This window comes from Methyloglobulus sp., from assembly GCF_046714055.1.
In the GTDB taxonomy this organism is placed as follows: Bacteria; Pseudomonadota; Gammaproteobacteria; order Methylococcales; family Methylomonadaceae; genus Methyloglobulus.
This window is the reverse complement of the sequence record NZ_JBKKBJ010000077.1, coordinates 1-23426: the sequence shown is the minus strand read 5'-3', so window position 1 is coordinate 23426 and position 23426 is coordinate 1. Positions and strand designations below refer to the sequence as shown.

Annotated in this window: 28 protein-coding genes; 13 read left to right on the top strand and 15 right to left on the bottom strand. The window is 44.6% G+C overall.

The features are described 5' to 3' along the window. The first annotated feature begins 68 nt into the window (after positions 1-68). The 13 genes from ACLQ6D_RS04625 to ACLQ6D_RS04565 all read left to right on the top strand — a co-directional run bounded on the left by ACLQ6D_RS04625 (position 69) and on the right by ACLQ6D_RS04565 (position 13896). On the top strand, positions 69-1220 hold the full coding sequence (locus ACLQ6D_RS04625) for a TadE/TadG family type IV pilus assembly protein (protein WP_411726114.1): 1152 nt from the start codon (positions 69-71) through the stop codon (positions 1218-1220). Continuing rightward, complete coding sequence (locus tag ACLQ6D_RS04620) at positions 1217-1666, top strand: TadE/TadG family type IV pilus assembly protein (protein ID WP_411726113.1); 450 nt, start codon at positions 1217-1219, stop codon at positions 1664-1666. The genes ACLQ6D_RS04625 and ACLQ6D_RS04620 overlap by 4 nt, the downstream gene beginning before the upstream one ends. Then, a complete protein-coding gene (locus tag ACLQ6D_RS04615; RefSeq protein ID WP_411726112.1) occupies positions 1663-2154 on the top strand; it encodes a TadE/TadG family type IV pilus assembly protein in 492 nt (163 codons plus the stop codon). The genes ACLQ6D_RS04620 and ACLQ6D_RS04615 overlap by 4 nt, the downstream gene beginning before the upstream one ends. 71 nt (positions 2155-2225) lie before the next feature. Then, positions 2226-3413 carry a CpaE family protein gene (locus tag ACLQ6D_RS04610; RefSeq protein WP_411726111.1) on the top strand — a complete coding sequence of 396 codons (1188 nt, stop codon included), beginning with the start codon at positions 2226-2228 and terminating at the stop codon, positions 3411-3413. Between the two features lie 161 nt (positions 3414-3574). Next, positions 3575-3922, top strand: coding sequence for a hypothetical protein (locus ACLQ6D_RS04605; RefSeq protein ID WP_411726110.1), 348 nt, complete (start codon positions 3575-3577; stop codon positions 3920-3922). Positions 3923-4313: 391 nt separating this feature from the next. Beyond that, on the top strand, positions 4314-5720 hold the full coding sequence (locus ACLQ6D_RS04600) for a CpaF family protein (RefSeq protein WP_411726109.1): 1407 nt from the start codon (positions 4314-4316) through the stop codon (positions 5718-5720). 15 nt (positions 5721-5735) lie between these two features. Beyond that, positions 5736-6710, top strand: coding sequence for a type II secretion system F family protein (locus ACLQ6D_RS04595; RefSeq protein ID WP_411726108.1), 975 nt, complete (start codon positions 5736-5738; stop codon positions 6708-6710). 10 nt (positions 6711-6720) lie between these two features. Beyond that, entirely contained in the window at positions 6721-7668 is a 948-nt protein-coding gene (locus ACLQ6D_RS04590) for a type II secretion system F family protein (protein WP_411726107.1), read from the top strand. Between the two features lie 130 nt (positions 7669-7798). Beyond that, positions 7799-8755 carry a tetratricopeptide repeat protein gene (locus tag ACLQ6D_RS04585; RefSeq protein ID WP_411726106.1) on the top strand — a complete coding sequence of 319 codons (957 nt, stop codon included), beginning with the start codon at positions 7799-7801 and terminating at the stop codon, positions 8753-8755. Between the two features lie 10 nt (positions 8756-8765). Then, positions 8766-8936 (top strand): polysaccharide deacetylase family protein, encoded by a 171-nt coding sequence (locus tag ACLQ6D_RS04580; RefSeq protein ID WP_411726105.1) that lies wholly within the window; start codon positions 8766-8768, stop codon positions 8934-8936. A 400-nt stretch (positions 8937-9336) separates the two neighbouring features. Further along, positions 9337-11199, top strand: a complete 1863-nt coding sequence (locus ACLQ6D_RS04575; protein ID WP_411726104.1) for a hypothetical protein — start codon at positions 9337-9339, stop codon at positions 11197-11199. A gap of 201 nt (positions 11200-11400) precedes the next feature. Next, positions 11401-12405: an exo-beta-1,3-glucanase gene (locus ACLQ6D_RS04570; RefSeq protein WP_411726103.1), complete on the top strand. Its 1005-nt coding sequence runs from the start codon at positions 11401-11403 to the stop codon at positions 12403-12405. Positions 12406-12573: 168 nt separating this feature from the next. After that, positions 12574-13896: a serine hydrolase gene (locus ACLQ6D_RS04565; protein ID WP_411726102.1), complete on the top strand. Its 1323-nt coding sequence runs from the start codon at positions 12574-12576 to the stop codon at positions 13894-13896. 30 nt (positions 13897-13926) lie between these two features. Here ACLQ6D_RS04565 and ACLQ6D_RS04560 read toward each other — a convergent pair whose 3' ends face one another. The 15 genes from ACLQ6D_RS04560 to ACLQ6D_RS04490 all read right to left on the bottom strand — a co-directional run bounded on the left by ACLQ6D_RS04560 (position 13927) and on the right by ACLQ6D_RS04490 (position 23364). Continuing rightward, entirely contained in the window at positions 13927-15129 is a 1203-nt protein-coding gene (locus ACLQ6D_RS04560) for an ABC transporter ATP-binding protein (protein ID WP_411726101.1), read from the bottom strand. Further along, positions 15092-15781, bottom strand: coding sequence for a molybdate ABC transporter permease subunit (gene modB / locus ACLQ6D_RS04555; protein WP_411726100.1), 690 nt, complete (start codon positions 15779-15781; stop codon positions 15092-15094). The genes ACLQ6D_RS04560 and modB overlap by 38 nt, the downstream gene beginning before the upstream one ends. Continuing rightward, positions 15765-16547 (bottom strand): molybdate ABC transporter substrate-binding protein, encoded by a 783-nt coding sequence (modA, locus tag ACLQ6D_RS04550; RefSeq protein WP_411726099.1) that lies wholly within the window; start codon positions 16545-16547, stop codon positions 15765-15767. Before modA ends, modB begins: the two co-directional genes overlap by 17 nt. 326 nt (positions 16548-16873) lie before the next feature. Next, on the bottom strand, positions 16874-17614 hold the full coding sequence (locus ACLQ6D_RS04545) for an S-methyl-5'-thioinosine phosphorylase (protein ID WP_411726098.1): 741 nt from the start codon (positions 17612-17614) through the stop codon (positions 16874-16876). Beyond that, positions 17614-18159: a hypoxanthine-guanine phosphoribosyltransferase gene (locus ACLQ6D_RS04540; protein WP_411726097.1), complete on the bottom strand. Its 546-nt coding sequence runs from the start codon at positions 18157-18159 to the stop codon at positions 17614-17616. The genes ACLQ6D_RS04545 and ACLQ6D_RS04540 overlap by 1 nt, the downstream gene beginning before the upstream one ends. Positions 18160-18486: 327 nt before the next feature. Next, positions 18487-19368 carry a branched-chain amino acid ABC transporter permease gene (locus ACLQ6D_RS04535; RefSeq protein ID WP_411726096.1) on the bottom strand — a complete coding sequence of 294 codons (882 nt, stop codon included), beginning with the start codon at positions 19366-19368 and terminating at the stop codon, positions 18487-18489. Between the two features lie 8 nt (positions 19369-19376). Next, positions 19377-19784, bottom strand: a complete 408-nt coding sequence (locus ACLQ6D_RS04530) for a type II toxin-antitoxin system VapC family toxin (RefSeq protein WP_411726095.1) — start codon at positions 19782-19784, stop codon at positions 19377-19379. Then, on the bottom strand, positions 19784-19999 hold the full coding sequence (locus tag ACLQ6D_RS04525) for a DUF2281 domain-containing protein (protein ID WP_411726094.1): 216 nt from the start codon (positions 19997-19999) through the stop codon (positions 19784-19786). The genes ACLQ6D_RS04530 and ACLQ6D_RS04525 overlap by 1 nt, the downstream gene beginning before the upstream one ends. A 23-nt stretch (positions 20000-20022) precedes the next feature. Further along, entirely contained in the window at positions 20023-20412 is a 390-nt protein-coding gene (locus tag ACLQ6D_RS04520; protein WP_411726115.1) for a branched-chain amino acid ABC transporter permease, read from the bottom strand. 21 nt (positions 20413-20433) lie between these two features. Beyond that, positions 20434-20847, bottom strand: a complete 414-nt coding sequence (locus ACLQ6D_RS04515; RefSeq protein ID WP_411726093.1) for a PIN domain-containing protein — start codon at positions 20845-20847, stop codon at positions 20434-20436. Then, complete coding sequence (locus ACLQ6D_RS04510) at positions 20837-21049, bottom strand: hypothetical protein (RefSeq protein WP_411726092.1); 213 nt, start codon at positions 21047-21049, stop codon at positions 20837-20839. The genes ACLQ6D_RS04515 and ACLQ6D_RS04510 overlap by 11 nt, the downstream gene beginning before the upstream one ends. 314 nt (positions 21050-21363) lie before the next feature. Then, a complete protein-coding gene (locus ACLQ6D_RS04505) occupies positions 21364-21621 on the bottom strand; it encodes a Txe/YoeB family addiction module toxin (RefSeq protein ID WP_411726091.1) in 258 nt (85 codons plus the stop codon). Next, complete coding sequence (locus ACLQ6D_RS04500; protein ID WP_411726090.1) at positions 21618-21875, bottom strand: type II toxin-antitoxin system Phd/YefM family antitoxin; 258 nt, start codon at positions 21873-21875, stop codon at positions 21618-21620. The genes ACLQ6D_RS04505 and ACLQ6D_RS04500 overlap by 4 nt, the downstream gene beginning before the upstream one ends. 128 nt (positions 21876-22003) lie before the next feature. Beyond that, a complete protein-coding gene (locus ACLQ6D_RS04495) occupies positions 22004-22174 on the bottom strand; it encodes an ABC transporter permease subunit (RefSeq protein ID WP_411726089.1) in 171 nt (56 codons plus the stop codon). 380 nt (positions 22175-22554) lie between these two features. Then, positions 22555-23364, bottom strand: coding sequence for a hypothetical protein (locus tag ACLQ6D_RS04490; protein WP_411726088.1), 810 nt, complete (start codon positions 23362-23364; stop codon positions 22555-22557). Positions 23365-23426 lie beyond the last annotated feature (62 nt).

Sequence of the window (23426 nt, the reverse complement as noted above, 5' to 3'; positions counted from 1 at the left end):
ATGCCGATTAATGATTGAAAAACTGGTTAATTTGGGAATTGATCCCAACCGTTATCAGGAGCAAAAGTATGAAAGTGGGTTGTTTAAAGAAGCAGCGTGGAGTCGCCATTCCATTAGTCACTATAGTTTTGCCGGTGTTGCTGCTTGCGGCAGGTTGGGCATTGGATTCCGGGCATGCCTTTGTCGATAAAACTCGCGTACAAAATGCCGTTGATGCTTCCGCCTTAAGCGCGGCGATTACCATCAATCGGGATATCACTAAAAACACCGCAGCGGCGGCGACTGCAGGGGTGGCAACGTTTGATACGTTCAAAGCGACTATAGGTAATAATGAATTGGCAGGCTTAGACGGGGGGGATCTGGTGTTTGAATACTCCAATGCATTAGACCCTTTTGCGCCAGGGACAAATCCCCCGTTATTTGTTAGGGTGACGTCGGCTGGCATGTTAGAGGTGCCGCGTGGGCTAACAATGATTTCAAGCATGATCACAGGTAACGATCCTGCACCGTTATTGGTTACGGCCATTGCAACGGCAGGCCCTGTTGGACAGAATTGTTCGCTTGTGCCGTTTGTCATGTGTGCTGATATACCTCCTCCGCCTACTCCGGTAGATACAATTTGTAGTGATGGCGCTTGTTTCGGTTACACCGTAGGCCAGATAAGGAGCTTAACGATAGCCTGCAATGGCAATAATAGTAACTGTCCGCCGAATTCCTTGGAATCAGGAAACTTTAATCTGCTGGATTTGGATGGCTCGCAGGGAGGAAAAGATATTAGGGACACACTGCAAGGGACAACGAATGTCTGTTTGCAGGGCAATACCTTGAATACCAAACCCGGATGGACATGGGGTAATGTCAGGAAGGGAATTGATGACAGATTTGATTCTGATACCCAAACAGTCGAATATAAATTACCCAGTTATAATCCGACAGCATATACCCAGTACCAGCCCGCTGGAAATGGCAGACGGGTAATGGCAGTGCCTGTAGGTAATTGTACAGGAATACAAAATGGTAATTCGACTATACCCAAAGTTGGCGTAGCCTGTGTTTTTTTGACCGAACATGCGATAAATGCGGGTCCACAGAAAAAAATCATGATGGAGTTTACCGGCGATTCCTGTCAACAGAATGGCACATGGGACCCTAACAATCCAGTCTTGAATGGGCCTTACAAAATCGTCTTATATAGAAGCACTGGGAGTAAAGACTCATGAGGCCAGTACAAAGAAAACAAACAGGTTCTTCAATCGTTGAGTTTGCCATCGTACTGCCACTGCTGCTGTTACTGATCGCCATGGTCGCTGAATTTGGGATCTTGTTTTATCGGCAGAACGCAATCAACAAAGTGACACAAATAACGGCCCGTTATTTGTCCGATGTCTCGGTGAATAACGGTTATACGGGAGCGGATCTGACCCTTGCCCAGGCACGGGCGATTTATGGCAATAGTGGCAACACCACGCCGGTAGTGCCCGGTCTCGTTCCGGCAAATATCGTGGCAACCGACCTGGGCACTCATGTCCGGGTAGTCGCCACTTATGACTCCGACCTTATATTGGGTAGCGGCCTGAATGGGCTTATGCAATTGGCGACAGGGGGCAGCGCTGCCACTGATTTTATGACAATTCACGCCACTAGTGTGATGAGGTTCGCCCAATGATCGACAAACATCAACAGAAAGGCGCTGAAACCGCAGAGTTTGCCTTGATTGCCCTGTTGTTCTTTGCGGTCTTGTTTGCCGTCATAGAATACGGTCGGGCTTTATTCGTCTGGAATGCATTGGCAGAAGCAACCCGTAGGGGCGCCAGGATGGCGGTTGTTTGTCCCGTTGGCAGCGCGATTCCAAGTCGAGTGGCCATTTTTGATGCTGCTGGTGGCACATTAGCAAGCAGCCCGATTATTAAGGGCTTGACACCTGCCATGGTGACGGTGGCTTATTTGAACCAAGCGGGGGTGGTTGAAGCCAATCAAACGTTGATCAGGTTTGCAGAGGTCAGGATCACAGGTTACGTCCACACCTTAATTATTCCCCTCTTGGGTTTCACGGTAAATGCGCCTCCATTCGCGACAACCTTGCCGACTGAAAGCCTGGGCGCTGTTCCGACCAATCCGGGTCAAGCTGTTCGTGCGCCAAGTTGTGCTTTCTGAGTGTGCTGCCCAAACATGGATTAATGAGTTCGGTGTCCTTTGAATTTTTTTAAAAATAACAGATAGATAAAATGGCTGAAAGTAAAATCAATTTGGTGTTAATCGGCGATGACCAGCTTACCCTTGAAAAACAGCTATCCATTCTTTCTTACTCAAGCGACATTAAAAGTAAGGTAATCTGTAGTCAAACCCTGTTAGATCCCATCAGTAAACATACGCAGGATGAAAATAGCATCGTCATTATAAATTTGACCGCTAATGGCTTGAGAGAATTGCAGGTCCTGAATGAAGTAGACGGCAAGAAAGCCGCCATTATCGTTGTCGGGGATCAGAAAAATGTTGAATTATTAAGCCAGGCAATCCGCGCCGGCGTTAAAGACTTTATTGATGATTGGGACTATGAAGACAATCTGGATGGCGTATTCTGTAACATTAAAAAAAATATTACTCATATCCATACCAGCAAAGTTAAGCGTTTAAATGCGCTGATCAATGCTAAAGGCGGTAGCGGAGCCAGTTTTATAGCGAGTAATGTCGCTTATGTTTTATCAAAAGACACCCACTCAAAAGTGGCATTGATCGACCTGGATATGCAGTTCGGTTCAATTGGGCTCAATTTTGATAAAGAGCCTAAATATACGATTATGGAAGCGTTATCGGCCATAGAAGATTTGGATGCAATTTCATTAGAGGCTTATATGTCAAAGTACAATGAAAATTTGAGCCTGTTATTGCCTTCACCCTCCGATATCCTATTGCCCGGCGAGATAAACGTCCCTAATTTAAAAAAACTGCTGGAATTGCTGCAAATAAATTACAACCATATCGTAGTTGATTTGCCAAGATTAATCGACCCGGTAGCAAGCATGATTATGGAACAAGCGGACCAGATTACCCTGGTCTTGCAGCAGAGCCTGGCCCAATTCAGGGACGGACGCCGATTAATCCAGATATTAAACAAGGATCTGGATATCCCGTTGGATAGAGTTGCCATCGTGGTTAATCGATATGACCCTAAAAACAGTTTGCGGATAGAGGATTTGAAAAACATTGTTAACCATGACAAGATTTACGTTATCGCCAATGATTATGAACGGGCTGCAAGTACATCAAATTTGGGTGTGCCACTGTGTGAATCATCCGCTGACGCAAAAATTGCCCATGATCTTAAGGTGCTTGCCCAAAAACTGGGGAATATTGAATTTGAAGATAGAAAAAACAGCCTGTTCAACCGGTTTAAATCCGTTTTTTCTCATTAAGCCACATGGGCTAGTTGGTGGATTTGGCTTTCGAATTAACACGGGACTGATTTTTTAGGAACAATAGGGAATGGGCAGTAGACGAAGGTTAGGTTGATGTACAAAAAGCTGATTTTGAGCCTGATTCAGGCGTATAGTCAATAGAAAAGTTGGAGAAAGTAATGAAAATGGTTAAATATTTAATGGTTATCTCGGCGGTGGCTTTTTCTGCTGCAAGTTTCGCAGAAAATGGGTTCGGAAATGAAAGAAAACAGATTGCCATGGTCGATACGCCGGGTGTTGATACTGTATTGGATATACCTTTACGTTTGGGGGGATTTGCTGCAACTATTGTTGGCACAGGATTATTTATTGGCACAAGTCCTATCACTGGCATAATGACATCTTTTCGTCCACATAACGCAATACAAAAAGCGGCGGAATTTCTAATTGTCAGGCCTGGTAAATACACTTTTGTACGACCTACCGGTGATTTTAATTATGATTCACGACCCTACTCTGAAAGATAACAATGTTGTGCCCAATCTGGGGGCATGGTTTGCGGATTGTTATAATATCGCCCCTAATTTTAAGGCACTTGAATAGGCGGTATATCCTTCTATAATCAATTACACACAGGCATGATTTTTTAGGTTTCTTTGTTAAGTAAAAACGAGCAAATGTTTTTTAAAACCGTTAAGTCAAGAAAAACCACATCATTCCGGCAGGGATTGCCGGAACCCAGAAGCCAGGGATGGCAAACGTAACACATCCATGTGTTCTGGTTATCGGCAATCCCTGCCGATACGACGGCTTAATTTTACGACTTTGCATATTTATTAAAACGGTTAAGCGTTATTACTTAATGTTATTGTGTTTCATTCCTTACGTTATCGTTAAAAAATTGACGGGAGTTTATCCATGGGGTTAAAAACAAGAATGCAAAGTCTTGGTCTGTCCAATAAAGCCGCAACAAATGTGGATGTTGGCAAGACTAAATCGGATCAGCTAAATGAAAAACCAGTAGAAGTTGTTGTGCCGCTGTCGTTAAAATTGCTTACGCCAGTTGAGCTAGAACTTAAAGAAACTATACATTCCAAGTTGCTTGACATTCTGGATTTATCACTAATCAGTAGTATAAATGGAAGAGAAGCCAGAAAACAGATTCAGTCAGTCGCCCAAAAATTAATCGACGAAGAATCTGTCCCTCTAAATTCACAAACCCGACATCAACTCATTAAAGAAATTGAAGATGATATTCTGGGTCTCGGGCCTTTGGAAGCTTTACTGTACGACCCGACCATTGCCGATATTCTGGTTAATGGTCACAAAAAAGTGTATGTCGAGCGCTTTGGCAAGCTGGAACTAACGCCGGTCAGATTTAATGATAACAATCATTTGATGAAAATTATCGACCGTATTGTGTCAAAGGTTGGCCGTAGGATTGATGAGTCGTCACCGATGGTTGATGCCAGGTTACCGGATGGCTCTCGGGTAAACGCCATCATTCCGCCGTTAGCGATTGACGGCCCTTCCTTGTCGATAAGACGGTTTGCCGTCGATAAAATGACACTTGATGATCTGGTGGTGAGGGGTGCCTTGGCAAATTATATGGCAGAGTTCCTCAAAGCAGCGGCAAAATCTAAATTGAACATCCTGATTTCGGGAGGGACAGGTTCCGGCAAAACGACGATGTTGAATGCCATTTCAAACTTTATTCCCAATAATGAACGTATCATTACCCTGGAAGATTCCGCAGAATTACAGTTACAGTTACCCCATGTTTTGCGGTTGGAAACCCGCCCGGCCAATATTGAAGGCAAGGGCGAGATAACCTTACGGGATTTGGTGCGGAATAGCCTTAGGATGCGTCCGGATCGTATCGTCATCGGCGAGGTCAGGAGCGGGGAGGCTTTCGATATGCTCCAGGCGATGAATACCGGTCATGAAGGTTCACTAACCACAGTCCATGCCAATGGCCCGCGAGATGCCCTGGCGCGATTGGAAAATATGGTGTCCATGGCCGGACTGGACATGCCGGCTAAAGCCATACGCAAACAAATTGAATCCGCCATTCACATCATCATCCAACTGAGCAGATTGGAAGATGGTAGTCGGCGGATCGTCAGTATCCAAGAAGTAGATGGCATGGAAGGTGAAATTATTACTTTGTCTGAAATCTTTAAATACAATCGCCACGGAATAGATGAAAAAGGCGTTGTAATGGGACAATATTGCTCAACAGGCATTATTCCCAAATGTATGGCCAGTTTCAAGCAACGCGGCGCCACTGCAGATCTGGCCATTTTTACCAATCATCTCAATTAACGGCAGGAGAATACTATGGCTGGTGATATGGCGGTATTATTTGTTGGTTTAGTGTTTTTAACGGTCTTTGTTGCGTCACAAATCCTTGTATTGCCAACTTTTGGAACAAGTCGTACAGACAGCCGTAAACTAAAACAACGATTGGAAGGTATTATTCTAGCGCGTGGCGATTCAGAAACCTCTATCTTAAAAAACAAATATCTTAACCGATTAGGCCCTGTTGAACGGAGCCTTGAAAGTTTGCCCGGAATGTCGCGGTTGAAAACATTACTTGAACAAGCGGGAAGTCAACTACTGGCGTGCCGGTTTGCATTTTATTCGCTACTCTTTGCGGCAGGTGTCACGTTCATGGTCTGGGTGCGCTTCCATCATCTAATCATCACCCTGGGGACGTTTATGTTTGTGATAATTTTGCCAATCTTGTGGCTAAAAAAACAAAAAAACAAACGCTTGGACAAGTTTGAAGAACAATTGCCTGAAGCATTGGAATTGATGTCGCGGGCATTGCTGACAGGTTATCCGTTTTCCGAGTGTATGAAAATTATCTCCACCGAAATGAGTGAACCCATAAATCAGGAATTTGGCGTGACGTATGAGGAAATTAATTACGGACGAGATGTTGAAGTGGCGTTTGCGTTGATGATAGAACGTGTCCCTAGCCTCAGTTTAATAGCCATGAGCACGGCAATTATTATTCAGCGGGAAACGGGAGGTAATCTTTCTGAGGTGCTTTTGAAAATCAGTTCCGTACTAAGAGGGCGGTTTAAATTGCAGCGACGCATTAAAACACTATCAGCAGAAGGCTTGATGTCAGCGTGGGTAATGCTTCTATTACCGTTAGTTTTATTTCTATGGGCAAATATTATGAATCCGGAATACTTTAAGCCTCTTTATGAATCACCTGACAGAATGGCATATTTGGGTGCCTTTTTAGGCCTGGAGTTGGTCGCAGCAGTCTGGATACGTTTCATTATTAATATTGATGCATGAGGAAGGATAGATGGACTTTTTGATGCAATTGTTGACGGGTCTGGTGGAAAAACAACAGGGAAGTGAATGGCTAGTTATTTTGATGGTGTCTGGGGCGGTTTTTATTTTGGCCTTGGCGCTGATGTCGCTATTCGATGATTTTTTTGATCCGGTGCGTTCTCGTTTTATGCGTGAAATAAATGCTGGGCCGGTTTCAATGATCGAATCCGATAATCCATCAAGCAAACTGCTTAAACATAGTCGTGCGTTCGTTCCTTCAAATAAGCTATTATTACAAAGAACTACAACACGTCTTCATTATGGGGGCTTTCATCGGAAAAAGAGTTTATTGCATTTTTATGCCATACGAATGTTATTAATGATTTTGTTGCCATTCTTAGTGTTGATAGTCATGGGCTTAATTCCGAGTATAAAGGGTGAGCATTTATTCCAGGGAGTATTAATAGCATTGGCTTTAGGTTATTTGATTCCGAGTTTTGTGTTGGATAAACTTATAATCAAAAGACAAAAAATTATTCAAAGATCATTTCCTGATGCACTCGATATGATAGTGATTTGTTCTGAAGCTGGTTTGAGTTTGGATGCCGCATTGCAAAAAGTAACCACAGAAACAATGATAAGCCATCCTGAATTGGCTAATGAACTGGGTATTGTAATCGCAGAAACTCGAGCAGGTGTTGATCGAAATAAAGCCATGAAAAGATTGGTTGAGAGAACTGGCGTTGAAGATATTCGCGGACTGGTATCAGCGCTTGCACAAAGTATGCGTTTTGGAACCAATATTGCAGAAACATTAAGAATATTTTCAGAAGATTTAAGAGATAAAAGAACCCAGGCAGCAGAAGAAGCTGCCGCAAAAATTGGGCTTAAGCTCATATTTCCTTTAGGTATATGTTTATTGCCCGCTTTCCTGATAGTGGTTTTGGGGCCTACCATGATTATATTTAGTAAAATTTAAGAATTTTTTTGAAAGGTAGGGCTATGAGTAATTGGATTAGAAACAATTGCTATAGATTGCAGTTTTATCAAGTAATCCACTTGGTTTTCTCATGACCTAAATTATATTTCAGTCCCGGATAAACTTATTGATGAGTAAAAGAAAAACAATCCTCGTTCTTGTCGTTATTTCAAGTCAATGGCTGTTGACAGCTTGTGCGCCCCATAATGTTAAAGAAGCAGGGGTTAATAGCAATAAACAGGACATCGAAGAAATTTTGCAAAGTGCTGGGCTTCATGTAGATTCGGTTCAGGACGCTATTTTAAAAGCGGAAAAGGCGGAGCAGAGCGGCAAAATGGAACTGGCGCAACTCTATTATATAAAAGCATACAATCTGGAACCGAATAATGTTCAGGTTTTGCAAAAAATGGCCGACTTGTATTCCGAGCTTAGAAAATATGATCTGGCGGAAGTAAGCCTCAAATTGATATTAAAGCAGAAACCGGGAGATTTAGAGACAGTAGAACGCTACGGATTATTGTTGATCAAGAAGGGAAATTACCCAGACGCAGAAAAACATCTTAGTCAGGTTGTTACCAGGCATCAAAGTTGGCGGGCTTATAACGGGTTGGGCATTATTGCCAATTTACAGGGTGACCTTCAGAAAGCCGAAAGTTTTTTCAAGAGAGCTGACAGTATCCTGCCGAATTCTCCTGAATTGCTCAATAACATTGGTTTTGCGCTCTATTCAGCCGGAAAACTAGACGAGGCCTCGTCTTATTATCTTAAAGCCCTACAAATCAACCCTGCTTTTAAAAAGGCAATCTATAACTACGGCTTGCTGCACGCACGCTCAAGCAACTATGAAGAGGCGTATATTGCCTTTGCCAAAGTGACTTCACCTGCAGAAGCAAATAATAATACCGGTTATATTGCCATGATGAATGGCGACTATGAAGCGGCGAACAAGTATTTACAAGAGGCCATAAATTCTTCTCCCCAGTTTTATAAAAAAGCCAATGATAATTTAATGCGTCTGCAGGTAATGGAAAACAGCAAGTCTGATAGCCATTCTTCTGATCCCCAATCTGAAGGTTTGGAACCCTAAATGTTTGCTTATGATGGACCTTAAAAGTGTGCAAGGTTTTAAGAATGAACTGAACCAGACCGCAAAGAGCGTGTTCATGATCACTGGCAAACGCATGAAATTATTCCGTCCGCCCAATGGAGTGGTCACGCCCAGTCTTGCCAAAGCCTCGAATGGCTTGAATTACAGCATCATCGGCTAGACCATTCGCTCATTCGATACAACGACCAAACCCGCACACCTCATAACCCGGCGTGTACAAGAACAAATAAAACCGGGCGCTACCCTTTTGTTTCACGACACTTCCGATAAAACTATCCAGGTATTAAAACAAACGCTAAAGTTTGCAAAAGAAAATGGCTATAAAATTTTCAGTGTGGAGCAGCTTTTGAAGATTAACGCCTATGAATAACTGAATGGCAGGTGATTTTTGGTAGTATGTCACGTTCGACTTTGAAAGCAGCTTACAAACTCAACTCCAAGTAGATTGTATTTACTGCCCGGTAAAAATAAAATATGACATAATTCCCGTCAAAACCCTATGATTCCCTCCTTTTCCCAGTTTGATTTATCGTATCACTTACGGTAGTAAGGTTTAAATTATGTCGATTCGTTATAGCACATCTTTAAAATTTAGTTTATTGGCCGGTATGGTGTTGGCAGGATGTACCCAAACCCGGCAAATTGCCGTTGATTATCCAACTACTGAGACGAATGACCCAAAGTCCGCACAATCGACCAAATCGCATCAGTTTCAGGCTTTATCTGGATTTCAGTCAATTGATGGCGATGATTATTATGTGCGCTTGATTTCCGAGTTTGATTTTAAAGGCGACAATGTCTTAAAAAGTGGTTGCGACAGCATAACGCCGTCTTTTAAAAAGAGTGATTTGTCTTCCGCGCTTATTTTCAATGTCCGCAACAATATCCTCAAATTTAATAATGAAGCCGTAGGTTATTCCTATCAAGCGACCACTGGGAAATGTAATTTTAAGTTTGATGCCAAAAAACTTAACCTGACCCCCTGGATGCGGCTGGACTCAGGCAAGGAAACCTTGATTGACTACAGCGTTTATTCCAGCGCCAATAGCGACGTAGACGTGGCGGGGCTGGTCAACAAGGCCACGACTGCCAGCAGTTTATTGGCATTTACCGGTGTGGGCATGGGGGTTGCGGTTTTGGGGCAGTTTGCCGGCCAATGGCTGAACAACAATCAGCAAACGCAGACAGCGCCTGTGCCCACACCCTCAGCAAACCAAAGCACAGAATCCCATTCCCTGCCTGCCATTGTGAAATACTCAGATAAAAACGGCACACTGAATGAAACTGTGTTTAAGGTCTATGCGGTTGCGGAAGGCGGCATCAATATACTGAGTTCGGATACCAAGCCTTTGGGTGAATTAAGGATTTATCCAGAGATTACCCCATCGTTACTGCTCAAGACACAAACTGATGGCGTACCAGATGCACGTGATCTATCCCTGGCAGAAATCAGTTACTCACCCATAAAATCGGCGGCTGGCTCAATCAATTTGCAGCAATTGATTGAGCAGTCAAAACATCCTGAAAAACCCAATTTAAAACCGGACTGGAATAGCTTCGAAGACGTACAAAGCAATTGCCGTAAATTGAAGCTGGTCATGAAAGATTTGGGGTTCAATAAGTTTGACCGCAATGCCTTTATTTATTACTTCCTGGCAAACAATAGTGACTGGAAAAGTTACAACATCACTGCCCAAAAAGTCCTGAGTGATGAAATTAGTGCGAAGACCCTACGAAATTATCGCAGCAAAAATTTTGGTAACTGCCTTGCCGTTGATGATTACGCGGTTATGAAAGCAATGGGGCTAACCGTAAACACCGAATCCGACTGGGTGCAGATGGGGGATTTCTGCCAGAAAAAAGAACAGTTTTTCATGCCGCTTAAATCGATAGAACGGCAGTTGGTTGCCGTGCTTAAAAATCCCAACAAGGCAGAAATGGAAAGCCAGATATTCCCCTTGTTAAATACGGCAAAAAAAGGTGATGGCACGGTGTTGCTGCAAAATCATTTAGGTGATTTTGGTCTGGAAAAATTATTGCAGCCTACGCCTACTGGTCAAAACACGCCGATTGTGGCGGAGTCGGCAGCGCCCGCTACTGTCCCCGGAGAAGGCTTGATTGTCAGCGCACACCAGTTGGTGCAGGTTTTTTCAGGCTTGGCCTTCAACGAACTGAGTTGTGCGCGCGTGCTTCCCGAGCAACTCGGCAAACAGTCAAGCAATGTGGGCATTTTATTATTTACCACCCAGGCAGGTAGCCCACGCGCTAAAGGTGGGGCGATGGAATTTGAATTTTCCGGTGGAAAAATTAACCGTATTGCTTTTCAGTTGCCCACCTACCGGGATTTTGAGCAGGATGTGATCGATCATCCAGAAATTGGTGGATGTCGAATTGATCCGGTTTTTTTGACAAAGCTACACTAATAGAAAAAATTCGATTGATACTTGCCAAAAACTTGGATTTTTTAATGATCTGGTTGGTCGATAAGGGGCGCTCAACTCAGTTGAGCATGTTAATTGCTAGTGTCTGCGGCATCGGCCTATACTAAAATAGTCACCCCCAAAACAACGTTGGACAAGAACAAGTTAACCGTCATTCATTTCACTCGTTAATCTGGAAATTTCATGAAGCAATTATTGTTATGGGTAGCCATTATCCTCTTGGCTATAAATATGGAAAGCGTATTTGCCGCAGCTCCTGCTAAGCAACAGCAAACCGCCGCGCAAAACAGCGAAAGTAAAACTATGCAGTGTGTCGCTTTTAGCCCTTATGTGGGTGATATTAACCCAGATTATGGCGCACATCCTTCCCACGAATTGATCGACACGCTACTGGACAAGCTGGTGAAAGAAACCCGTTTCCGCTGCATTATGACGTATGGTGTCTTGAATGGTTTGGAATACACGTTTGCAGCAGCGGAAGCCAGAAAACTTAAGGTTATTGCGATTATATGGCTGGATAAGGACATCGCTGTCAACAACCAATCCATTGCCAGCGGTATTGAAGTTGCCAAAGCTTTTCCCAAAACGATTATCAAACTGAGTTGCGGCTCTGAAGTTAGGACGCGGCATGGCAATGTTTTCGATGGCGAGATTATAAAATGTATTGACGGCCTGCATAAAGCGGGGGTAAAACAGCCTATTACCACCATTGATACCTGGTGGGAATGGTGCAACCGAACAACGCCTTGCCAGAAAACCGGTTTTGAAGCAAAAGTAGATTGGCTAGGCATCAATATTTTTCCGTGGTGGGAAAATAAACATGCCGGTGTCCATACCTGCACGACGGCGGAACAGGCGGCCAATTTCCACATTGCCAAGCTTGAAGAGGTCAGGCGCACTTATCCCGGAAAAGAAGTGATCGTCACTGAATTCGGCTGGCCTAGCGGCCCAGAAGGCGGCACGGAAGCCAATGTCCATACCGGCCAAAAATGTGGTGTAGCCAGCCCAAATAATCAGGCCAAAGTCATTAAATCGACCTTGCAAAAATTGGCTGAAAAGAACTGGTCCGGCATCGTGTTCGAGGCCTTTTCAGAAGACTGGAAACCCAGCGATGAAGGTAATTTTGGTAGTCACTGGGGAATCTGTCAAGGACAACCACCTTATACATGCGGGAAAGATTTTCAATAAAACAGCATCTTCCCGAAATCCAGCAATAATAGCGTACTAAAACAACACGCATTGTCAATACGTAAAGCAAAATTTCGGCTATAGTTTTAGCGATTTTTCTTGCTATCGGCTTACGTTTTAATGGCCATCCACATATTTAACCATCACCTTTAGAGAGAACCACAGTAAATGACGATTGTGAAACGTATTCTACTCGTATTGACGGCAACAGGGCTGATGCTGGTTTCGCAATTAACTTATGGACGCCACGCAGCGCTGTTGATTGATGCTGATAATGGCAATGTGCTGTATGAGTTGGAAGCCAACCAGTCCTGGTATCCGGCTTCGCTCACGAAATTAATGACGCTCTATATGGCGTTTTCCGCCTTGGAATCAGGGCGGCTGCGCTTTAGCGACCCGATGAATGTATCCAGCCATGCCGCAAGCCAACCAACCAGTAAACTGGGGTTAAGGCCTTGGGAAACCATCTCCGTTGAAGATGCGGTCCTGGCAATCATCACCCGATCAGCCAATGATGCCGCCGTGGTGTTCGCAGAAAGACTGGCTGGGAGTGAACAGCAGTTTGCCATACAAATGACTTCGACAGCGCATAGCCTAGGCATGTATGGCAGTCATTTCATGAATGCGACCGGATTGCCGCACGACTGGCAAACCACGACCGCCCATGACATGGCGCTACTGGCCTTAAAAATAACCCGCAACTTTCCCCAGTATTATCCTTACTTTGCCGCTGACAGCCTTTATTTTAAGGGACGGGAATTACGCGGAATCAACAAATTTGTTGCCCATTATCCCGGCGCCGAAGGGATGAAAACCGGCTATACCTGCGGTTCAGGGTACAATCTGGTCGCTTCAGCCAACCAGCATGGAAAACGCCTGATCGGTGTGGTATTGGGCGGTAAGTCCAGCAGTGAACGCTATCAGCACATGTTTGCCATGATGGACGCCGGTTTCTCGGATGGAGATGGCCCTTACCGCTCAAAGAACATTAATACGATGAGCAAAAACTCGGTTGGCACACCACCCTACCAGCTTTCTTGCGGTCATCGGCCTTCATCGCATTATGCCGCCCAGCGCGAAGATGATGATAACGGCCAGCATGTCCGCTACGCGAGAAAAACCTCACATACCACTCATCATGCTTCAAACAACAGGGCCGGCAAAAACAAAACAGCCGCGAAGCGCGTTTCCAAAAAACAATACCTGGCAAAATCAAGCAAAAATAGCCGCTACGCAAGCAAAAAGACCTACAAAACGAAGGTTGCCGCTACATCAAGAAAAACAGGCAAAAAAACTGTACAAACAATTGCTAAAAGTAAACAATCCACAAAATCAGGAAGAGCTACACAAGTCGCCAAAACTGGCACTAGCAGTAAGGGTTATTACACACCTGCCAGCAAAAGTAAACGTTATTACAAAGCCGATAGTTCGAACAAAACTATTGCCAAAAGTATTGGCAAAAGTAAACGGGCATCCAAAAGAAAATCTTGATGCGGCGAGTTAAGATTCCTCCACTCCCGCTTAATCAACAACATTGACAGATTTATCACCGCGTAACCGTTCATACGGCATTAAATGGATAGCTTCTGCCAACAGGGAAATTTTGACCCGCTCCCCTAATGCCAAATCATTACGCCTCGCGACATGTATCGGCAAGGTCAAAGTTATGACAATGTTTGCGAGTGCATCACACACTACTTGGGCAATCGCGTATTCACTCAGTGTCGTATAACCGGTAACGATACCGGAAAGTGGATTTTCACGTTCGCCATTGGAATGCCTATGACGGCGATGCAACAGTACATTTGCAGGTTGAATCATCCAGCACACCTTTTCTTCAGGCGCATAATCTGGCTGGTGTTTTGCTTCCAGTATCAAGCCTCGCCACCGTATCAGCGTTTTTTGTGCATGTAAATCATGATTGATGACGGTCGCAACAAATAAATTTTGTTGATCCATTAACCGGGCTACTGTTGCGCTGACAGGACGGGCGGCTACTTCCAATGGCGTTCCGGTTTGCAGGGTAACGCCCTTGTGTAGAATGCACAGCCTGTCGGCTAACCGAGTCGCTTCTTCCAAATCATGCGTGACCAAAATTACCGGCATGGATAAGGTTCGACGTAATTCGGCAAGTTCACGATACAATCGCCGCCGGGTTACCTGGTCTACCGCTGAAAACGGCTCATCCAGCAACAAGACTATAGGTTCTCTTGCCAACGCCCGGGCAACTGCGACACGTTGCTGCTGACCACCTGACAACGCGTTTGGATAGCGGTCTTCCAAACCCTTAAGATGGACGCGGCTTAAAATTTCTTTCGCACGGTCACTACGGTCTTGTTTGGGCAGGTGTGCCAAACCTTCCTGCACATTCTGGATAGCGGTGAGATGAGGGAATAAGGCGTAATTCTGAAAAACCATGCCAACGGTACGTTGGTAAGGAGCGAGGAATAAATGCCTTGAACTATCTTGCCAAACCTCGCCTTGACACCTCACAATACCTTGTTCACTTCGGTGCAATCCAGCAATTGCCCGCAACACCGTCGTTTTACCGCTACCCGAAGGGCCAACCAGCGCCAACACTTCGCCCGGTTGACAGTTGAGCGTAATGTCTAACGGTATGGGTTTAGCCTGCAATAACCTTACATAAATCCCGTTACTGGTTATTTCCGGTTCGGCGTTGCTGTCGTTAACCATACCGTCTTTTAGCGTGGTCTCCCACTGCATAGCTAAGTGCTATCGTCACCAGGGAAAATACCAACAATACCACCGACATCGACGCAGCAGCGGCATTATCGAACGCCTGTACCCGGTCATAGATGGCGATGGCAATGGTTTTTGTTTCGCCGGGAATACTGCCCCCCACCATTAACACGACGCCAAATTCACCCAGGGTATGGGCAAACGTCAGGACTACAGCAGAAACGATACCCGGCCAGGATAAAGGTAATTCTATCCGCCAGAACACTTTGGCAGGTGGCATTGCACAACAGGCTCCAGCTTCCCTAAGTTCTCGAGGAATGGCTTCAAAAGCCCGTTGTATGGGTTGTATGGCGAAAGGCAAATTGAACAGGATTGATGCAACGACCAAACCTTCAAAGCTGAATACCAGGGTATGTCCAAGCAAGCTTTCCAGAAAACGACCCAGATCTGAAGCATTTCCCAATGACATCAGCAGATAGTAGCCCAATACGGTGGGCGGCAACACCAGCGGCATGGCCAATAAAGCCTGCACTGCGCTCTTGCCGCAGAACTGCCGGTATGCCAGCCAGCGACCGGTGACTAAGCCAATAGGCAACAAAAACAGGACAGTGTAGCCACTGAGTTTTACCGAAAGTATTAACGCTTCCCAATCCACAGCGTCATTGCGGCACAGCAAAGCCGTAACGCCTAAAAATATCCTTGGCTTTAGGCGCTTGCAGGTAAGTATAAAAAGCCTTGGCCGTGGCATCGGCTTTTTTTGTCAGCACCATTTTTTGCCGCAATGGTGGATGGCTATTTTCTGGAAGCAAAACATAGTTCCCTTGTGCTTTTATTTTAGGTGAAAGGGCAAACGAGTAGGCAAAAATACCGCCTTGAGTCGAGTCAGACATGGCGAACTGGGCAGCTTGGGCAACATTCTCTCCCAGCACCAAATGCGGCTGGATAGAGTCCCATAAGCCAACTGAAATAAGCGCTGCTTTAGCCGCACGGCCATAAGGGGCATGTTCAGGATTAGCAATCGCAAAGCGTTTGATTTGGCCGTTTTTAAGTGCTTGGACTAATCCTTGCATTTCACTATCTACTTTCAAGGATGATCCTTTCGGCGCATATAAAACAAGCCTGCCGATTCCGTACAAACGACCTTCATCCACCGTTAAATGCTGTTTTGCCAGTTCTGAGACATACTTTTCATCGGCGGACATGAACAGTCCGTAAGGGGCGCCTTGCATAATTTGCCGGGCAAAGTTTCCCGACGAGCCAAAGCTAAACTTGACTGTCAATCCCGTTTCTTTGGTGAATTGTTGCGCCACTTCCTCAAGTGCAAATTGAAGGTCGGACGCAGCGGCTACAATGGCTGTCCCAGCGGCTGACAAGCCCTGGCTAAAGCAGAGTAAACCGGCAAGAAGTAGTGGTTTTATTAAATTGGAAGTAGTCTTGTACATGCAAATATGAAATTAACGCAGGATTATTCAAGGGCAAAGCCAACAACTTATAAAGCCGCCCCTGGCTCTCCCAGTGGGCATAGGTATCCACATAAGTACCTGCCCCTTCTCACTTGAGGGAGAAGGTTGGGATGAGGGGGAATATAAGCAGTTGATTTTAATCTCCTCACCCCAGCCCTCTCCAGCAGGAGAGGGAGTAAAAGCCGATTTACAAGTCATTGTATTTAGAGCATAAAAAATTATGTGTATATCTTAGCCCAGTAGGGAGAGTGTTTTTACAAGTTCTCTTATATCTTAGCAAAGATAAAATTTGTCGCTTCATCGAGTTACATCATCTCGACAAATGCTTTTAGTAATGTAACCGCATTTGCCATGCCTTTATGCAGGTTCTGTTCGATTTCCGCCATCGAAATTTCACCTTCAATTTTCCCGGCTGCCCAGTTAGCGATTACACATATTGTCGCATAATTGATACCCAGTTCCTTGGCTAAAGCCGCTTCGGGCATACCGGTCATACCAACCAGGTCACAACCATCGTTTTCCATCCGCTTGATTTCCGCAGATGTTTCCAGTCTTGGCCCTTGTGTGCAACCATAAGTGCCTATAGGGCTGATTGGTATGCCCGCTTTTTTGGCGGCATGGATTAGGCGGGAACGAAGCGCATGGCTATAGGGGTAGCTAAAATCAATATGCGAGACCGGATCGTTTTCGTCTTCAAAAAAAGTGTTCTTGCGGCCGTAACTGTAATCAATAATTTGATCGGGGATGACGATATGGGCGGGCACCATTTCCGAAGTAATCCCGCCCACCGCAGCCACGGCAATAATGTGCTCCACGCCGAGCTGCTTTAGTCCCCAAATGTTGGCGCGGTAATTGATTTTGTGTGGCGCAATGCTATGGGGATTACCATGCCTGGCAAGAAAAACAACTTCTTTCTGGTTCAATTCCCCGGTGATGAAATCCGCTGATGGTGAACCATAAGGGGTGGTGATCGAGTCGTGCCTAATGATTTTTAAATCAGCGAGCTGTGTTAGCCCAGTGCCGCCAATGATTGCCAACCGGCTCATTACGCACCCCCATTGCAAGCGTAAATGCCTGGCACATTACGTAAATAGCCTTTGTAATCCATACCGTAACCAAACAAATAGCGGTTTTCTATCTGCAAGCCAACGAAATCAGCCCGGATGGGCTTTTCATGGTCGAGCAGCTTATCGACCAGAACCGCACAATAGACTGCGGTAGCACCTTGCTCCAGGCAATATTCCTTGATAGCCGCTAAAGTAATGCCTTCGTCCAGGATGTCATCAATAATCAGGATAGTCTTGTCCGTTAAGGGTGTTCCTGGCTTTAACACCCATTCAATCGCTCCACCTGATGTCTGGTTTTGATACCGGCTGGCATTGATTGCATCAATCATAAGCGGAAAAGTCAGGCGCATTAATAGCTTTCCAGCAGCAACTATACCTCCGTTCATCACACAGAGTACCAGTGGGTTGCTCCCTACAAGCAAGTCGTTAATTGCAAAAGCCATTTTATCGAGAGCCGCTTCCACTTGCTGTTCACTGTAAAGCAAATCAGCAGTGGCTTGAATATGTTGGATTTCTTTAAGCATAGCTGGCCAACGCCTATTTTAGTATGAATTAAGAGCTAAATTCTATGTCGTGGAATCAATGCGTTATATTTATTCTATTTCCCCTCACCCAACCCTCTCGGCAGTTGCTCCTGCGTTGCCCTACTACCTACATCCATGTAGGCATCCCTTTGGAGAGGACTTATTTACAGCACTGTGAACGTTTATCTCTGTGTCGCATTTTAGTCATAGTGGAGAATACGTCGCTAAAAAAGAGACAAATGATCTTATGAAGGTAATCCAGTTGAGCGCAATATCTGTAATTTGTTTTATTAGCTTAGCGTTCCAATTATTAGACTTACTAAATTTTTATATTCTTACTATTTTTGAGCTAAAAAGTTCCTTCAAACCATTCTTGCCCGTCATCATGACGATGACCAAAATAAACCCATAAATAATTTGCCTCATATTCGCGGCAACGCTGTCAGGCATTCCTACAAAACGAAGAATTTCCGGTAACAACACCATAAACACCGCCGCCAAAAAACTTCCGGTCAGATTGCCCATACCGCCGATAATCACAATCGAGAGAATAAAAATGGATTCACTCACCGTGAAACTGGTCGGGTCTATGTAGGAAATGTAATGGGCGTACAAGATGCCAGGAATGGCAGCAAATAGGGCGCTGAACGTGAATGCAATGGTTTTGGATAAGTAAACATTCTTGCCTATGCTTTGCGCGTAAATTTCATCTTCGCTAATTGCAGTCAACGTTTTGCCGAAGCCTGAGTTGAAAAGGTTTTTCAGCAACCACCAGATGATTGCAGTAAAGAAAGCGGACAGCAATAAAAATGAAATTTTGCTATCGATACCGTACCCGAAAAGCTGAATGGCAGGAATGCCCGGAATACCTAACGGGCCGCGTGTTAAGTCCATCCAATTATTCATCACTGAAAAGATGATGACCTGTATGCCTAAGGTGCAAATAATGAAATAATCTTCAACGGTTCGCAAGGCAATGAGAGAAACCAATAATGCAACGGCTCCGCTGATTAAAATAGCAATGGGCAGATTCAACCAAAAAGAAAAACCGTAGTGCAGGGTAAGCAAGGCGGTCGTATAAGCCCCAATGCCATAAAAACCGGCGTGTGCCAAAGAAATCAAGCCAGTTTTTCCGGCAGCAAGATTTAAGCCTTGAGCTAGCAAGGTATAGAAGCAAATGAAAATGGCGAGCTGTAACAGATAATCCATTATTTGGATTACCAGAACACCTGAATAAGCCCAGCGTATAAGCTGAAATTATTGTCAGCCGACACCATGATGGCATTTTCTTCATAAGCTGTTGCCAGTAACAGACGATCAAACGGGTCTCGATGAGTTTCCAGTAATGGAATTTTGTGATAGCTGAACAGGTGCTGATTTTTTATAGTCAGGTAACTAAAATTATCGTTGATTGCCTGATGATAAACCTCGCTGATATCCGCCGTAAACTCAGGCAACTTACCGATTTTCTGTTTGATAGTTATTTCAAACAAACTGACTTGGCTAAAAAACACCGTGTTTGCAGGGTCTTGAATCTCTGCCATGACCATAGACGGAATTTTCGGGTTATCTTCCTGAAACCAAATCAAACAGTGCGTATCCAGAATGTAATTTTTACTCATCATCACATGTAGTCTTTTAAATCATCGAGAGGCTCGTTGAAATCATCCGGAATCGCCACTTTGCCTTTTAATCCGCCCGGTACACGCTTATGGATACCGCTGTTTTTGACATTCTCAGTGAGAAAAGTAATGATCACCTCGGTTTTCGATTCTACTGGAGCTTCCTCTTCCAGGAATATTTGCCCCTGTTCGTAATAGCCTTTAATCGTTGCAAACATACATTCCCCCAAATTAAAAATAACTAAATGTCTATTTTCTTAAGCCTTAGACCGGAAAATCCCAACGGCTTCCAGATTAAAAACAGGATAAGGATCATATACGCCACGGCATCTATCCATTTCGTGTCGATGTAATAAGCCGCAAGATGTTGGGCGGAAGCCAATAACAAGGAGCCGAAAATCAAGCCACGGTAACTGCCAACGCCGCCGATGATCATTGCCACGACGCCGTAAAGAAAATAATTGAACCCGAAAGTCGGTGTCATATCCACATCCAGAGCGATAAGGATACCGGCAATGGCGGCTAACGCAGAACTAACAACCGTTGCCATAAGGATAACCTTATCGCTGTCGATGCCATAGAGTTTGCATAGCTCGGGATTATTGCTGACGGCGCGGATGTGTTTGCCCAGCCGGGTCTTGTGCGGTAACAGCTATCTCTTGAATGGATTAACAATCATTAAACTGCCCTCAATGATCTGTTTGTGTTGCATGTCCTCGGAATAAAGACATTGACAACCAGCTTCCAATACACTGGCTAAAACCAAACTATCCCAATAAGAAAAGCTATATTTCAATTTAATTTTGTGGGCAAGGCGTATGGTCATTACCTGAATGACAGAAACGTCAGTAATGGCAATAATAATTTCTGCATTGTCTTGAATTAAATTGTCAGGAATCTTGTTTCTCTGCATCACGCTGTAGTATTCACTCAAAACTTGGGTGCTACTAACTAAAAGCGGCAATTTTTCCAATAATGCAACCGCTGCATTACATTTGTTGTTATTTGCCTCCTGCAAATGAGCATAAACCCAAATGTTGGTATCAATGAAGCTTTTATCGCCCATGCAACTCTTCTCTGGCCGGTAAATCGATGTGATTAACAGGAATACGATGAGCGTAGACTTTTCTAATGGGTTGATGGGTGTCAGTGATGTTTTCGCGCATCACGACAACGGTAAATTTTTCACCAGTTGGAATGGGTAAATCAGTCAATGACAGACTGTGCGAATTATCCATGACAAAATCTTTTGTTAATATGATTTGCATAATCTTAACCACCTAATTTAAAAAAGTATTTTCTATTATTGGGTACGATAGCATACAGGGACACAAAGGTCACTGTTTGAGGCCCATGTTCGGCTTTAAGTTTTCGTTGTCATGTAAAAAACCCGAACAAACCGTGCCTCGAAGTGTTGGGCTTCCTTACGTGAGCGCCAACCTACAAAGTACCCAACATACGGGATATTTCCAAAGCGTTCAAATGAACTAAGCTCCATAAAGGTTGGTAGTTATAATACCCAACCGGATTTTTTTACGTAAAATAGCGGCCAGACTTCAACCAGTCACTTTAGTTTAAACGCTCAGTCATAATGATAACGGCACTGGACAATAATCAGTTCGGCTTCAACAAAAGTATAAACCAGCCTATGTTCATCATTGATGCGACGCGACCAGAAGCCGGAAAACTGATGTCTGAGACGTTCAGGTTTGCCGATACCCTCAAATGGATTGCGTTGAATATCTTTGATGAGGATATTGATGCGTTTTAAGATTTGTTTGTCGGCTTCCTGCCAATAAAGATAATCTTGCCACGCCCGCTCACGAAAGCTAATCTTCACTCTTCGATTAAATCGTGTTTGACCAGCTTTTTGCCTTGAGCAATGTCTTCAATCGCTTGCAGCAAATCCTTGGCATTAGCGGGCGAGCGGGTGAGATATTCAGTTTCTTGCCAAGCGTTGAAGTCTTCAAGGCTCATCAAAACCACAGCCTTATGATTTTCGTCAGTGATAATTAAAGGTTCATGGTTATCGCTGACGCTATCCATGAAGGTAGCAAAGTCTTTGACGGCTTGATTAAAGGTGATTGCCTGCATCCGGTAGCTCCCTAGTTGTTAAGGCCATTTTGACTAAAGTCAGAATGATTGGCAAGATTAAAAACCAGATAATTTTGACCAGCCGCTTTGTCAACAAGCAGTGCATCGAAGTGTTGGGCTTCCTTTCGTCAGCGCCAACCTACAAAGTACCCAACATACGAGATGATGGCCGTTGCCCAAAGAATCACTTTATCGCTGTCGATGCCATAGCTATTGCATAACTCTGGATTGTTGCTGACCGCGCGGATTTGCTTGCCCAGACAGGTCTTGTGCAACAACAGCAACACCGCTAGAAACAAAACGGTACTTACGGCAATAGTGATAATTTGAATATCGGTAATGTAGACGCCCAGTATTTCATGCCCGACTTTTACTTCGCCGGTGTGGATCTTTTAGTATCGTCTCCGAAGCAAAGCGAGAAGAGGTTTTCGGGATAACGTAAGAAATCCCAACAAACCGTGCTTCGAAGTGTTGGGCTTCGTTACTTCAGCCCAACCTACAAAGTACCCAACATACGAGATGTAATGTGAACAGGACTCTATCTTAAACTGGGTGGATATTTGTCTGGACAGAGGGGTCCACTTTACCTCTCTTATTTTGGTAGTGAAACCTAATTGGTCAGACGTGCACAAACAGCTTGACGGTCAACCGCCACACCTTCTTGCTGGACTGTGCGAGGTTACAGGAACTCAGCTGCCTCGGCCAAAAATCTGCGCACGGCAGGGGTTATTGAAAATGCGTGGGTATCCGTTGGCAGACCCAGCCTAACAATGTCGATCCTAAACATCAAATCCATCGATCGACGTTGTGCTAAATTCTCGATACGTTCTGAGGCGGACGGATGTTGATCATCGCTTCCGTCAAGCTGTATCTTTGCGCATTTCTCCAAGAACTCAAGAAAGCTAAGCAGCATCAAAGCACCTTCCATTCGCCATGGCGCGGCTTCTGGCATATTGAGGAACCGATGCTTGCCAGTAGTTCGTAGTACTAACTCAAGAGCTAGCGCATCCGCTTCAAATTCTTCGTCTCGTTTGCTTAACTGTCCTGTGTTACCGAGTAGGACATGCGCTATTTCGTGAGCGATAATAAACTGCTCTAGATTCGCCACAGTTTGGGCTAGCAAGTGGTGGTCAAAGGAGCCGAAGGCTGGAGTGTCTTGGATAGAATGTTCTTGGATCATGCCATCAAAAGTTCCGCCCATCGCGAGATACTGCCATAGTACGCCATAAAAACGCCCTACCTCACATGCGGCTTTTACTGACTTTCGCAAACCGTTTAGTTTAATATCGACAAAACAGGACGACCCGCTGCCCTTTAGGACAGGCAAGATACATTTGGTAAGGCTAAAGATGAACCTAAATAAATGCACATCGACCAATATAAGATATCCCCCCTCTGAATTTCTTTGTACCGATGCTTCAGGTATGCCTCTGGTTTGAGAGAAGACGTCAGTGTTTGCGAGAATGACTCTCTCTTTATCGCTCAGCACAGTCCAAAGGTCTTTATGTAATGGTCAACTAAAACCGGACACTTTCTTAAGCAGTCTTCTTA

Bases quoted from the DNA above. Each gene is read 5' to 3' on its own strand.
- ACLQ6D_RS04610 (WP_411726111.1), top strand. From the start codon at position 2,226: ATGGCTGAAAGTAAAATCAATTTGGTGTTAATCGGCGATGACCAGCTT.
- ACLQ6D_RS04620 (WP_411726113.1), top strand. From the start codon at position 1,217: ATGAGGCCAGTACAAAGAAAACAAACAGGTTCTTCAATCGTTGAGTTT.
- ACLQ6D_RS04510 (WP_411726092.1), bottom strand. From the start codon at position 21,049: ATGCAAATCATATTAACAAAAGATTTTGTCATGGATAATTCGCACAGT.
- ACLQ6D_RS04560 (WP_411726101.1), bottom strand. From the start codon at position 15,129: ATGCAGTGGGAGACCACGCTAAAAGACGGTATGGTTAACGACAGCAAC.
- ACLQ6D_RS04615 (WP_411726112.1), top strand. From the start codon at position 1,663: ATGATCGACAAACATCAACAGAAAGGCGCTGAAACCGCAGAGTTTGCC.
- ACLQ6D_RS04585 (WP_411726106.1), top strand. From the start codon at position 7,799: ATGAGTAAAAGAAAAACAATCCTCGTTCTTGTCGTTATTTCAAGTCAA.
- ACLQ6D_RS04565 (WP_411726102.1), top strand. From the start codon at position 12,574: ATGACGATTGTGAAACGTATTCTACTCGTATTGACGGCAACAGGGCTG.
- ACLQ6D_RS04540 (WP_411726097.1), bottom strand. From the start codon at position 18,159: ATGCTTAAAGAAATCCAACATATTCAAGCCACTGCTGATTTGCTTTAC.
- modA (WP_411726099.1), bottom strand. From the start codon at position 16,547: ATGTACAAGACTACTTCCAATTTAATAAAACCACTACTTCTTGCCGGT.
- ACLQ6D_RS04600 (WP_411726109.1), top strand. From the start codon at position 4,314: ATGGGGTTAAAAACAAGAATGCAAAGTCTTGGTCTGTCCAATAAAGCC.
- ACLQ6D_RS04530 (WP_411726095.1), bottom strand. From the start codon at position 19,784: ATGATGAGTAAAAATTACATTCTGGATACGCACTGTTTGATTTGGTTT.
- ACLQ6D_RS04570 (WP_411726103.1), top strand. From the start codon at position 11,401: ATGAAGCAATTATTGTTATGGGTAGCCATTATCCTCTTGGCTATAAAT.
- ACLQ6D_RS04500 (WP_411726090.1), bottom strand. From the start codon at position 21,875: ATGCAGGCAATCACCTTTAATCAAGCCGTCAAAGACTTTGCTACCTTC.
- ACLQ6D_RS04525 (WP_411726094.1), bottom strand. From the start codon at position 19,999: ATGTTTGCAACGATTAAAGGCTATTACGAACAGGGGCAAATATTCCTG.
- ACLQ6D_RS04625 (WP_411726114.1), top strand. From the start codon at position 69: ATGAAAGTGGGTTGTTTAAAGAAGCAGCGTGGAGTCGCCATTCCATTA.
- ACLQ6D_RS04535 (WP_411726096.1), bottom strand. From the start codon at position 19,368: ATGGATTATCTGTTACAGCTCGCCATTTTCATTTGCTTCTATACCTTG.
- ACLQ6D_RS04515 (WP_411726093.1), bottom strand. From the start codon at position 20,847: ATGGGCGATAAAAGCTTCATTGATACCAACATTTGGGTTTATGCTCAT.
- ACLQ6D_RS04590 (WP_411726107.1), top strand. From the start codon at position 6,721: ATGGACTTTTTGATGCAATTGTTGACGGGTCTGGTGGAAAAACAACAG.
- ACLQ6D_RS04580 (WP_411726105.1), top strand. From the start codon at position 8,766: ATGATGGACCTTAAAAGTGTGCAAGGTTTTAAGAATGAACTGAACCAG.
- ACLQ6D_RS04545 (WP_411726098.1), bottom strand. From the start codon at position 17,614: ATGAGCCGGTTGGCAATCATTGGCGGCACTGGGCTAACACAGCTCGCT.
- ACLQ6D_RS04605 (WP_411726110.1), top strand. From the start codon at position 3,575: ATGAAAATGGTTAAATATTTAATGGTTATCTCGGCGGTGGCTTTTTCT.
- ACLQ6D_RS04595 (WP_411726108.1), top strand. From the start codon at position 5,736: ATGGCTGGTGATATGGCGGTATTATTTGTTGGTTTAGTGTTTTTAACG.
- ACLQ6D_RS04575 (WP_411726104.1), top strand. From the start codon at position 9,337: ATGTCGATTCGTTATAGCACATCTTTAAAATTTAGTTTATTGGCCGGT.